This is a genomic window from Alkaliphilus transvaalensis ATCC 700919 (genome assembly GCF_000621485.1).
Taxonomy (GTDB): Bacteria; Bacillota; Clostridia; order Peptostreptococcales; family Natronincolaceae; genus Alkaliphilus; species Alkaliphilus transvaalensis.
Genome location: NZ_JHYF01000014.1, coordinates 70,329 through 83,303 on the forward strand (window position 1 = coordinate 70,329; position 12,975 = coordinate 83,303).

A 12,975-nucleotide genomic window follows, 5' to 3' on the forward strand; every position below is an offset into this window, starting at 1 on the left:
AATGACAGGTAGTTTCAAAGTAATTAACCTCGCTAATTAATGGTAATCTTTACGATTTCCTCTAGTATCTCTTGTAGGGTTTTCCCATTATCACTATATATAGAAATAATCTCTATCCCTTCTTTATCTTTTGTGGAGATGTTGCTTTCACCCAAAGGTGCATTGCTTTGTTTGCTCATTGTATCCCCACCTAAACATTACTAATATTAACTTATGCATGGGTAGTATTAGAAATTACTATATAGCTTATATGAACGTAATCTCAGATAATAAAACTATATCTAATCAATTATAATATCGTAATTATCGTCACTACCGTCATGAAAAGCTCTATAATGCTGGGTCAAGACCACAACTTATCGTAACCTTATAGTCATTCTACGTCACTGGTTAATAGCTTGATTTAAAGCTTTACTGCAATCTGTGTAGATAATTACGATATTTTTCTAATTACAAACATGCGTCCATTATTTGCTCTAAAGGTCTCTACTTCAATTCCCACAACCTTCAGTGCTGGATTAAGTCTTGTAAGCCTATTTTTTATACTCCTATTTGTAGGCCATTTTCTAGAGTGACTTACTCTGTGAGGGACAAAACGACTAAGACACTCTACTAGCTCTGTGGCAGTGCCAGTCCACTCGCCATTGTTTTCTGCCAATTCCAATATAGCCATTGCCACTGGATCTGACTCTAAGCCCACTTCTATAGTTCGTTTACGGTTTTCCTCATAAACTAATTGAAAGCTATTAGGCTCCCAACCTAAAGTTGTTTCAGCCGCTGTTATCCATAGAACAAAGTCTGCCATCCTAGGTAACCTTTTTAATTTAACACCAGGTAAATTTCTTAAAGCACTACTAATCAAAGTATATAGAGCTCCTAAAATTCTAGGCTTAGCAGCTTCAAACTCTTTCCAAAAACTAGCTTCATCTCTTCTTAGTTCTTCAGGAATTGATTTAAGATAAATTACTATCGTACGATCTAATAAATCCTGTCTTGTTGCAATATCGTCTATACCGTTAAGTATAGCTGGTCTCATTACGTAGAAAAGTTTTTCCTCATCGTTGGTAAACAATGACCTAGTAGCAAAACCACCACCTGTTGATAATCTACATAAAGCATCTGAAACCCAATGATACAACCCTGATAAATTGTCTAACGCTAAAACCCAAGTATTATATGCCCTAATTATTAGGTCTTGCTCATTTTTAGGTGCTGTACAAAGAGGTACTGAGGAAGGATCAATTAAAGAACGCAATATTTTGGTGGTGGTACTTTTTGCACTACCTTGTTCTCCTTGTATTATTAATAGAGGAAAAGGTCCATTAGATCTTAATGCAGATAATAACCATGCAACTATTGATCGCCAGACTCTTTCATTAGCACAGTTAATAAACTGTCTTAACTCTTCTATATTCCCTCCTGATGTTGGATTTGGCAAAGCCGCCATACCACCTGTTCTTTTAAAACACACAGGGTAATTTGAAGTCACTCTCCATCCTCTCGTAGTAATTTCCACCGCCCTCCACGTATCATCTCCTAAGTCAATATAAATGGCATTTTCTGTGCTAGCTACCCGAACAAATACTCTTTTTACCGTTCCTTCAAACATTGCTTTTGACTCAAGGTAACCTATTGTGTCTAAAATTGATTGTTTGTTAGGAGGTTTCGTATGTATTTCATAATATTTTATTATCAACCAATTTTTAAAGCTCTTTGATAAAACATTATAGACTTCATAGTGATCTTTTACTGGTATTCGTGCATACACTTCTTTATCTGGTGTTTGAAATAATTCAACTTTAGATGCTAACTCAATTAATATTTCAGTTTGTGTCTTTTTCAGCTCTCTTTCCTCTTCCTCATGTTTTTCAAGCCTTATTATATTTTCTGGAACACTAGCTATGTCCTTCATTTTTTGCCTACCTTTGCCCTTTTTTCTAGTTCACGACCAGCAATTGAGTCGACTACCCTTTTTAATTCATCATTAGGAAGAGGTGGTTCATTACAGATTTGATTCCAACAATATATCAATTGGTAGGTAATAACTGGGTCAATCCTATGTGCTAAAAGGTGCCCTGTAAGAGAGGTGACAGCCATATTCCGCTCTCCTTCTTTAACTCCGTATAATACTAAATCCCTCCATTTTTGAGTATCTCTTTTAGATTTATGTTTGGATCTATTTAGAATTCTAAATAGCCATTTTGGTAAATCGGCAATGTCTGTGTTATCTGGATGAGAGGATAACTCCCACTGGTAAAAATCCCCGCTAACATGTAGACTTGGTGGTGCAACTATATATCCCCCATCACCCCTAATGTCTATGCCAGGTAATATATTTACTGTGGATTTAATGCTATCCCCTCTACATTTAAATAAAATATGTCTCCCACCTCCTCCTGTCAATGATTCGACTGTATCTGGTAATCTCTCATTGGTATAAATCAATTCTTCTAAAGAATCATCTCCACCATGTCTTGGATCGATGTCGATTGCAATAAGTCCAGATACATCACCAGTTACAATTCCGATGTTTGCATCTGGCCAATCTTTCCACCACTTTCTAATCAAATATTCGTTAGTCGTTGCATCCTTTAACCCATTTTGGGTCCTGGGGTGTTTTCCTTTACTCTTGCAATTCCACTTCATTGTACATGAACACCCTTCTTTAGTAGGGGTGTGCAGTGGCACAACTGACCAGCCCTTGTTAGCATAATCCAAGGCACTCCACACATTATTCCTCTTTCTCATTTCTATCTCCCCTTTGTTTTTCTTGGTTCCCTTTGACTAATTTTAATTCTCCTTTTAATTCTTCATCAGGCAATATGAGTTGGAAGATTCTTATTAGTTTCTCTGCCTCTGCTTGACGCATAGCTGCTATACCTGCATCAATGTCTTCCCAGAAAATGGCTTCATCTATTGCTTTTTTTATCAAATCGTCCCGTAATACTCTTAGCACACTTACCTCTGCTGTTTTTCCAATTGCAATAGATTCAGCATTTTCATCAATACCAAAAGGCCTGTATGTTAAAACTGCTTCTACTATATGCATCTTTTTCACCCCTTTCAAAAGGAAAAACCGCTCTAATTAGAACGGTTTTTATCCCTCTATATATAAGGGTGCTATTTTTCAAATTTACTTAACGTTTTTCAAAAAATTTTTAAACTTTTTTCTTTTAACCTTTTGCTGTAAAGATATCCAAGCTGACCAATCTCTGCCTAATTCCTCTATTGCTTCTGCAGGTGTATACCCTTCATCTACAATTAAGTCTATCACCATATTTTCTTTATCTGATGCATATTCTCGTAACATTCGGATCTTCTCTTCATATTCTTCTCTTTCTACTACTATACTAATAGGGTCCCTACATTCTGCATAATCAGTCCCCGTCATATGTCCTTCCAGAGGTATAACTTTTGGCAAATTGCCCCAAATTCTATCTTCTTGTTGCCGTTTTATATAAATTCTTTTTGTTTCTTTAATTACTGATGTTTTTACATACGCAACAACATTGTGAGGATTTAATATTATCCATCTATCCTTTAATATTACTTCTTTCCACATGGCCTGTAGCAGTTCAGTTTCACTATAATTATTTGGATAAATTTTAATCTTTAAAAAACGTTTTATAAATAGCATAACTGCTTCTTTATTTTTATCTACCACCATACAAACTGCTGCTGTAAAAATTATAAAGTAATTAATCCCTCTAACCTCTGTTTTGATTTGTTTTACTAATTGTACAATTGGACTTTTCCCCATCTGTACAATATTATTTTCTATACCATTTATATTTCTTACAATTGTATGTGTGTTTGCTAAGACCTTACCATATTGCTTATTCAAGTTTCCCTCCATTGCCCTAGCTTCTTCTCGGAGCCTTTCAAAACCTCTAATTACAGTTAAATCAACAGATAAAACCATTTGATTCTCCCCCTTTTTTCTTTTGTGGTTAAAGATTTCAGCATATTTTGTTAATATCATCATAGTGTTTGTATGCAGAATATATACCAACAAATATCTAGAAAAATAGAATTTCATAGTAGATTTTATTAAAATAGTAAATCTAACCTCGTAATTTTACTAGCTTATATATGAAAAGTAATTTTAAAATTAAATTACCCAGTTCCCAGTAAATCTTCGTTCTAACCTCCATACAGCCGCCCTATAATCATTCTTAGCCGCATTATATATAACCTGTACATCTTTTACTTCAGCTACTGCCAATGCATGTTCTACCTGTTGTGCGAACTCAACATAAATTTGTTCTCTTTCTCTTATTTCCCGCACATTATCTACCTCTAAGCGTTCTAATTCAGCTTTCCCTCTGTTAATCCACCTTCTTACTGTAGAAACATCTAATCCAGCAAAAGCAGCAGCAGTTTCTAAGTAGTTTCCTAGCTTTATCATCTTTACTATGTGTTCTTGTACCCGTTTATTTAGTTTAGTTGGTCTTCCTCTACCCCTCATTTACTTACCTCCTCCTACAGTGCAAAATTACATAAAGCCATAGCTCTCTTGTTGTAAATATCAGCATTTACTGCCTATAGTCATATATTTCTTTTTCTTCTTTATCATAGGTTATATGACAATTGATATAGCATAATGTTCTATTTTCCTTTAACCATAATTCTTTCTATAAGTTTTTTCATGTTTTTTGCGCCATCCCACTCATTATATTTAGTAGCATTGCATTTCCCGCAAATTGGTCGAATGTTCGCTATTAAATTTAATCCTCCTTTACTTAATGGTTTTATATGATCTATTTCATTAACTGGTTCTCTACATATGTAGCAAATTCCGCCATGGTAATTCCATTTATTAATTAATTGGTCCCTAGTGAACTCTCCACGGTTTTCATAGCGAAAGTTCTTTATATTTGTTTTTGCTTTACTTACTTTTCTTTCAAAGAAAAGTATATCTCTCCTTTTTTCTCTTCTAAATTTATCTAATTTGTTACTACATTTTTTACAGTATCGACTTATTCCATCTCTTACATCATTGTCTTTACCAAACTGTTGTAAATCTTTCCATTGTAGACAATGAGAGCACTTTCTTGTATTTTTCTTTACCCTCTCTTTAAATCGATTGTGTCCATTAATATATTTTTGTGGTTTCCCTTTTATCCATCCTTTTGCTTTGCTTGTGTATTGTGCTATATAAGTATATTCTTCACACCCACATCCACACAGTTGATTACTTTTAAATTCTCTTTGATTTAGTGGCCCTATAATGCTCCTTTTTTCAATCTTTACACCACCAATCATGTCCATCTTTACTTTCTTTTCTCTTATGAAAATCTTTTAATAACTTAATTACTCCACATTTAGTGCATGTCTTATACATTTCAATCACCTCCCACTACAGTGTAAAGGTACGCTTTCAATATATCCATTCCATCTTATGGACCTTCATAACTAAGAATTAATCAGTTATCATTCCACCTTCAGAGTTTTTACCATTCCATTTTTCTATGAAATTTTATACCTTTTATTAATATATACACTAATTCATATCCAGAATTTCATAAAAAAAGAACCGTACCGATATGGTAGGTCCTATAATCAAAATTTAGTATTTATTTTTTATTTTTCGTTCCTTACCTCAAGTAGTTCTTTGTAGGCTTGTTATAAAAACTACGCATCGCTTGTTCCCTCTTCATCAAATAATTTTTTACCTATTAATATTAAAATTCGTACTAATGTCTCAACTAATGTTTCCAATATATCAATTACGCCGATTGTATTAATGAATCTATTTATACTCTTCTTTTTCCTCAGCAACTCTATCTAATGCTATTTCTATAACTTTTGAGCTTTTACAAGAAGATGGTATGCTCTTTTTATTACTTTTCAGCATTGATACCAATACCTTTGTAAGGTTTAATAAATTTTCATTACTGCCTGCGTTTAATGGAAATGCTCCAACTCCATTATATGCATTATAACAAATAGATTCCTCACACCCAACGCACTGTCTTTTTTCATTATATACCTCTGGAATGTCTCCAGGATATAAAACAAATGCACCTACAACATCTCTAATTGCATCCTTATAAGCATGCATTTTGGTTATATCATCAACATTATAGCCAATTTCAGTTTCTTGATTATTTGGCTTATAGCTTGTAACTCTAAATTTGGCATCAAGTATATAGATTTTTTCTAAATTATTATTATCATCAAATATTTCTATAGTAATATCTGGATCATAAGGTTTTGAATATGATAATGGATTTGCATAATTCTTATTATAAAATAGTTTAATTCTAGGCAATATCTTTCTTACATCTTCTAATTCAAAATAATTAGCATTTGTTTTTTTAACTAAGCTCTTATTAAACTCATTTTGATAAACTTTATAAGATAAATTGCTTATATTAACTTTATATATATTACAAATTATCTCAGCTACCATAAAAAAGCAGTAATACTCGTATAACAAATCTAAGCTCTTATTTTCAATAATATCAGATAAATCATCATTAATGTCACTTATTTGAGGCATGGACTTTATTGTTACAAAATAATTATAAAATTGCCTATATCCTTCTCTTCTTTGTAAAACTGTAGAACTAGAAGGTATATATGACAGGTCTCCTACATTCCTGAGAAAAGTAGTATTAATTAAGATTTCTAACTCCTTTTTATATAACAGAGATTTTTCAATAATATCATAATTTATCATTACATCTTTTCTACTGATAAATATATTGGAAAAATAATCAACTATTTCGATAATATATTTAAGAAAAAATTTAAGGAATCTATTCTCATTAGTATCAAAAGTATCTTCCGTTTCGACTTGCAATATTTTTTTAGGAAGGTAGCTCTTTCCATCATTACTTAATTTATCAGTTAGTTTATTTTTAACTCCTTGTACTTCCATCAATTCATCTAAATTAGAAAAAATATCAACCATAACATCTTCATCTACATATGATAACGCATTAACATCCTCATGAAAATAGTTATCATAGTCATTTCTATGGGGGTTGTTTTTAATTAAGTTAAACAAGGTAAATAAGTTTATATTTCTTTGTTTAGTATCAAGCCAATGCATTATCAATATATAAACGTGGTATTCTATATCTGTATGTATCCTTTTATCTCTTTCTATGTTTCCATAAGTAGTCTGATTAAAATCGAACGATAAATTCAATATATAACTATTAATTGTATTGAGCATTTTTTGAAATGTTTCTTCATCTATTTTATTTGAAATAATGAAAACTGTCAGACTTTTAAAAAATGAAAGGCCCGTACAATTTTTAAATGTCAATGTTCCAAAATTATCATTACCATACATCCCTCTTTTAATGAAATCCTTCTCACTGAAAGTATTATCCTTACTTAAAGGTTCAACTTTATATGAAACCCATTCATTTAGATATACTATGTTTGACGTATTTTTTGAAGAACTAATCAACATACTGTCTTTACAACATTCATCATGAATTAAATATTTTTCTTTAGAGTTTTTAAATTTGGTAAGTAATTCATTTGATATGCCATTTACATACAAAAGAATATCCTTCTCCTTTATTGCTAGCAGTTTTATATATCCCATCATATTTCCACCTATTCTATGTAACTACTGAAACCATGCATTTCAAGATTCTTCATCATAGACAGTATTTTTTTTGCACTTCTAGGATATTTGTATTTATTTTTCAACACTTCTTTATTTAAGCTTATTCTTTTATGTCTTTCTTCTTCAGACACAAAGGCTAGTAGCTTTTCTATATCGGAGCTTGTATAGTTTAACTTGTTTTTGTAATCACTTGGGATTTCATTCATACATACTAAAAGTATATTGAATAAAGGATTCCATAGTTTTTCATATGAGCCATGAAATTTGGGTAATATCTTTTGAAGTATTTGTAAGTCAACAGCAATTTGCAATTTATCCTCAAATGAAGTAAATTTGTTGACATTGCAAATAAACAAACTTATTTCATTCATGGTCCTATATCCAAAATGCATATTATACCCTCTTAAAATATCAAATATTGTGAGGATATCTTTAAATCCATCCGCATATATGTTCATAAAGCGCTTGGCATGTTCAGCATTTGGTATATCTATTGTAAATTCTTGAAGCTCCATCTCATCATCAAAATAAAATTTTTCATCCCATATATTATTAGAGTTTTCCCTTAAAATTTCTTCAAAGTCCCCGGTTAAATCTAAAAGATTTTCAAAGTCAACATCATTAAATTCAATTACATTAGCTCTATCTAATACTTTAGGGCTAAACATATATGTTGTCTCATCAATATTTACAGTTCCTATAGTAAAAAGATTTAGAGGTATTGGCATTTTAGGTGGTACTAAATATGTATCTAAACTATTATTATATAACTTATCACATTTATATTTCTCTTCATTATTGTAAGAACATTCAGTTATAGGACAACCTAAATCACTGCACACTCCGATGCACATATCATTGTTATGCAATGTTATTAAATCTTGATAAATTTCAATTGATTCACCATTTATCAATTCAGTATAGGTTTTCTCTAAGCGATCAATAATAGCTCTATCAGATGAATTAAGGCTACTTTTATCTTTTAGCCTATAATTGCGCCCTTCGCCATTTGGAGATTCAAATACTCTATTAGCTAATCTATTCTCACCCTGATTTAGTTCAGTTCTAAATTGAGGCGTCCAATTTTCGTTACTTACGTTACTAAATTGCTCCCTCCATAACTTTGAAAAATTATGCTCTCTATAATCTGCCACTGGGAGATATCTATTTGTATTAAAATCTATAGCAGCTAAAATAATAGCTTCAGATAAAGATGCTCCTTGTTTAAAGTTAAAGTTTTCTTTCAAATTATTATAGTTATTGATATTCGTAGTAGTATTTTTTACTTTCAATTGTCTACTCTCTATCAAACTAAGATAATCAGCAAAATAATGCTCAGTCTTCGCTAAATTCATTTCATCTAATACTAGGAAATATGGATTTTCTGGGTCATTTAATGCCCTAATCATTAATTTGATTAAAGGGGTAACATAGTATGTATTATCTAGCAAATTATGGTACCCAAATAGCCCTTTACTATCTTTCCAGTTTGGTTTAACTGGGATTAATTCGATTTTTGACTTATCGCCTTTCGAGATAATGTCTGCGAACACTTGGGATAGCTTTGATTTACCAGATCCTGATATTCCTGTCAAAATTAAAAAAGGTTTAGTTTTTAAGCAATTAAAATAATTGAATATTAATTCATTATTAAAAAAGAAATTTCTTGATTTGATTTCATTAGTTATATTTTCTACCTTAATCGGTTCCATCTGTAGCAGCTCCTTTCTCAATAAATATACCACAATCCGAACCTTCTCACAATGTTGTCAATTATTTTATTGATTATTTTGTTGAAGTGTGTTAAAATTTCATTTGTTACTAAGATAGACTTGGAGGACTTTGTGATGGATAATAAAAAATTATTAACAACAAAAGAAGTGGCATTAACATTAGATGTATCTCAATCAACTGTACGGCGATGGGCTGATTCTGGATATTTGCCTTGTTACCGAGTTGGTGAATCTAAATATAGAAAATTTGATATTGATGACATTGAAAAAGTAAAATTGAAAATATACTCTAAAGATAGCTCAGCAAATAAAGAGTATATTAATAAGAAAAGAGTAGTTATAAAAAAAGATATACCACCTTTACCACATCCGGCACATTACCTGATGCATAGGTATTGGGGCCGTAAAGCACATAATGTTGTAAGTGAATACATAAAAAATTTTACTAGTGAAGGTGATATTGTCTTAGACCCATTTATGGGAAGTGGAGTAACAAATATAGAAAGTTCAAAATTAAATAGAAGATCTGTGGGTATTGATCTTAATCCAATGTCTGTATTTATCGTTAAAAGCACTATAAGCAATGTAGATATAGATACTTTTAATAAATATTTTAACTCTATATTTAATGAGCTATATGATAAGTTTCATAATCTATACGATACTAAGTGTCCTGAGTGTGGAAATACCTGCGAAACGGAAATTTATGTATGGGAAGAAGATTTCATTAAAAAGGTTCGAGGCAAGTGTAAAGAACATGGCTTATTTATAAAAGATGTAGATGACTTTGATTTAAGTAGGATTGTGCAGTATAAAGAGCTCTTTAATGAACTTAAAATGACAGGTGTATTGGAGTATCCAACAGATCCTATCATGCAATACGTTAAAAGAAGTGGTCGTGAACGCATTGATGAATTATTTACGGAACGTGCACTAATAATGCTCTCTTCTCTTAGAAAGCAAATATTAAACATTGAAGATGAAAATATTAGAAATCTTTTATTTTTATGTTTTACTTCTATGTTGCCTAACGTTTCCAGAATGATTCCTGGTGATGTTGAAAAGTGCACATATAAATCAGGGTGGGTAATTAGTAAATTTTGGACCCCAACTGTTCATACTGAAAGGAACATATTTACATGTTTTAAACTACGTTTTAAAACTATTCTTAAAGGAAAGTTAGAATTAGCATCTATTGACTCTAGCTTAGCGAATATATATAATATGGATTCCTCCAATTTGTTCAATATAGAGTCTAACAGCATTGATTATATATTTACAGATCCTCCCTACGGTGAAAGCATTGCATATTTTGCTCTGAGTCACTTTTGGAATTGTTGGCTGGACTTTAATGTTGATTATAGTAGTGAAATGATAATTGATTCATACAGAAGAAAAGATTACGTTGACTATGCCTTTAGAATAAAACAAGCTTTTAAAGAAATGTATCGAGTATTAAAACCTAATCACTATATGTCATTCACCTTTCATAATAGAGATCTAAATATATGGAAGGCCATTTTAGAAGGTTGTTTAGACGCTGGATTTGAATTAATGGGAATTGTATTACAATCTCAAGCTGTTTCTTCAGGTACACAAGGTATTAACAAGAAAAACACTTTAACTGGTGACTTTGTTTATAACTTTAAGAAAGTAGAAAACAATATAGACAAAACAACCTATGAATATATGAAAAATGCAGAGGAATTCATCGTAAATACAATTAAAGAATTTTTGATTAAAAAAGATGGAGCTACTTCATCAGAATTATATGAGTATATAATACCAATAGTAGCTAAAAATCATGCTTATTGTAATGATGATGGTAAGGTCATAAATATAGAAAGTTTGATAAAGAAGAATTTTGATTATATTGAAGTAATTAAATTTGACGACAAAGGAATTGGTGAGGATTACAAATGGGTAGTAAAGTAAATACAACTAAAAATACTTATTATGCTTTAGATCTTTTTTGTGGGGCTGGTGGCTTTTCAGTTGGTATGGAACAAGCAGGAATTAATGTTGTTGCATCAATAGAATTTAATCAACAAATAGCAGAAACATATAAATATAATAACCCACAAACCCACTTAATAATCGATGATATAAGATTTGTTAAAGCATCAAAAGAAGACATGGATATTACAGTGTCTCCAAATGACTATGCTGTTGATAGTATAGATCAAATTTTTACTAAAAGGGAGTTATCTTGCGATATTATATTTGGTGGCCCACCATGTCAAGGTTTCAGTATGGCAGGTAGGCGCATTAGAACAAATGCTAAATTTCTTGAAGATGAGCGCAATTATCTTTTTAAAGAGTTCATCCGAATGGTTAAGTATTTAAAACCAAAAGTTTTTATTATCGAAAACGTACCTGGAATTCTTAACTATAATGACGGGTCTGTAAAAAGAGAAATATATGAGACTTTTAAAGCACTAGGTTATAATGTACATGCAGATGTTTTATGTGCAGCTGATTATGGGGTTCCACAGATAAGAAACCGTGCTTTTTTCATAGGAAATAATCTTGGACTATGCTCAACTAATTTATTTCCACCAACTACACATAATAAAGATACCTACATATCTGTAATAGATGCAATAAGTGATCTTCCTCCACTAAACTCTGGCGAAGGAGTAGAAGAGATTCCTTATCCTGCTGTTGGTGTGCTCACAGAATATCAGAAAAAATTGAGAAATCCAACTGGAATTATATATAATCATATAAGTTCAAAACATAAAGACGAAACAATATCCATTTTACAAATGATAAATGAAGGACAAACTATGAAAGACTTACCTGAAGAATATAGAACAAAATCTGTTCATAGTGGCGCATATGGTCGTATGAGAGGTAATGCTCCTGCTTATACCCTTACCACTCGTTTAAACACACCTTCAGTGGGTCGAATAACCCATCCGAAACAACATAGAACCATTACACCTAGAGAGGCTGCTAGGATCCAATCGTTTCCTGATGAATATAAATTCTTGGGTGATATAACTTCACTCGGAATGCAAATAGGTAATGCTGTTCCTCCCCTACTTGCAAAATCTCTAGGTAAACAAGTAGTTAAAGTGCTACATTCTTTAGGTATTTAATACTTCTGTAAATTTTAATAAATAATAGTTATTGCAATACGTAATGAATTATGCTTTTATTCTTTTACTGGCCTATACTACGAATAATAAGTAGTATGGGCCAGTATTTCATAATTCAACTCATCAGCTAATTTTTAGTTTCTATTAAATTTTCTTGTAGTGTTTGTCTTTCCTCTTTAATTTTTTGCACATTTCCTTCCATCAGAGGCTTAATGAACTTCTCATAACGTTCTTTTTTAAATTTTTCCAATTGTTCTTTACTCATTTCTTTAATAATTTCTTCTAATTTAACAGACTCTACGCCCTTCACTTTAATCATCCTTTCTAAATTTGTTCTCAAAGAATAAAAAAATCCTTCATAACAATTGTTAAGAAGGATCATATATCATGATTGATCATGGCTTACACCTCCTTATCGTTGTTAGCTGAACCACCTTGCTTTAATAGCAGGTTGGTATAGGGTCATCGAGCTAACTCTCTACCCTAACTCTTGATAGTTTGGTCTTCATATTTTTACTTTTCTATTTTATTCTACCATATACCATAT

12 protein-coding genes are annotated in these 12,975 nt (G+C 31.5%); 2 read left to right on the forward strand and 10 right to left on the reverse strand.

Annotation, left to right across the window (positions count from 1 at the left end; genetic code table 11):
* Positions 1-32: 32 nt before the first annotated feature.
* The 9 genes from T335_RS22295 to T335_RS0110865 all read right to left on the reverse strand — a co-directional run bounded on the left by T335_RS22295 (position 33) and on the right by T335_RS0110865 (position 9,303).
* On the reverse strand, positions 33-179 hold the full coding sequence (locus tag T335_RS22295) for a hypothetical protein (protein ID WP_156943673.1): 147 nt from the start codon (positions 177-179) through the stop codon (positions 33-35).
* A 254-nt stretch (positions 180-433) separates the two neighbouring features.
* The gene (locus T335_RS0110825) at positions 434-1,912 is read right to left on the reverse strand and encodes a hypothetical protein (protein ID WP_051569266.1); all 1,479 of its coding nucleotides are present in this window, start codon (positions 1,910-1,912) and stop codon (positions 434-436) included.
* Positions 1,909-2,748, reverse strand: a complete 840-nt coding sequence (locus T335_RS0110830; RefSeq protein ID WP_026477568.1) for a bifunctional DNA primase/polymerase — start codon at positions 2,746-2,748, stop codon at positions 1,909-1,911. Before T335_RS0110830 ends, T335_RS0110825 begins: the two co-directional genes overlap by 4 nt.
* Positions 2,732-3,049 (reverse strand): hypothetical protein, encoded by a 318-nt coding sequence (locus T335_RS0110835; RefSeq protein ID WP_026477569.1) that lies wholly within the window; start codon positions 3,047-3,049, stop codon positions 2,732-2,734. The genes T335_RS0110830 and T335_RS0110835 overlap by 17 nt, the downstream gene beginning before the upstream one ends.
* A gap of 84 nt (positions 3,050-3,133) precedes the next feature.
* Positions 3,134-3,922 carry a hypothetical protein gene (locus T335_RS0110840; protein ID WP_026477570.1) on the reverse strand — a complete coding sequence of 263 codons (789 nt, stop codon included), beginning with the start codon at positions 3,920-3,922 and terminating at the stop codon, positions 3,134-3,136.
* A 189-nt stretch (positions 3,923-4,111) separates the two neighbouring features.
* Positions 4,112-4,468, reverse strand: coding sequence for a hypothetical protein (locus T335_RS20470; RefSeq protein ID WP_051569267.1), 357 nt, complete (start codon positions 4,466-4,468; stop codon positions 4,112-4,114).
* Between the two features lie 140 nt (positions 4,469-4,608).
* On the reverse strand, positions 4,609-5,271 hold the full coding sequence (locus T335_RS0110850) for an HNH endonuclease (protein ID WP_084281211.1): 663 nt from the start codon (positions 5,269-5,271) through the stop codon (positions 4,609-4,611).
* 481 nt (positions 5,272-5,752) lie between these two features.
* A complete protein-coding gene (locus T335_RS0110860) occupies positions 5,753-7,567 on the reverse strand; it encodes a DUF2357 domain-containing protein (protein ID WP_026477572.1) in 1,815 nt (604 codons plus the stop codon).
* A gap of 11 nt (positions 7,568-7,578) precedes the next feature.
* The gene (locus tag T335_RS0110865; protein ID WP_026477573.1) at positions 7,579-9,303 is read right to left on the reverse strand and encodes an AAA family ATPase; all 1,725 of its coding nucleotides are present in this window, start codon (positions 9,301-9,303) and stop codon (positions 7,579-7,581) included.
* Positions 9,304-9,438: 135 nt separating this feature from the next.
* Between T335_RS0110865 and T335_RS0110870 the strand changes: the two genes are divergently transcribed.
* On the forward strand, positions 9,439-11,259 hold the full coding sequence (locus tag T335_RS0110870; protein ID WP_034328297.1) for a DNA methyltransferase: 1,821 nt from the start codon (positions 9,439-9,441) through the stop codon (positions 11,257-11,259).
* Positions 11,244-12,428 (forward strand): DNA cytosine methyltransferase, encoded by a 1,185-nt coding sequence (locus T335_RS0110875; RefSeq protein ID WP_026477575.1) that lies wholly within the window; start codon positions 11,244-11,246, stop codon positions 12,426-12,428. Before T335_RS0110870 ends, T335_RS0110875 begins: the two co-directional genes overlap by 16 nt.
* A 127-nt stretch (positions 12,429-12,555) precedes the next feature.
* Here T335_RS0110875 and T335_RS0110880 read toward each other — a convergent pair whose 3' ends face one another.
* Entirely contained in the window at positions 12,556-12,738 is a 183-nt protein-coding gene (locus tag T335_RS0110880) for a hypothetical protein (protein ID WP_156943674.1), read from the reverse strand.
* Positions 12,739-12,975: the final 237 nt, after the last annotated feature.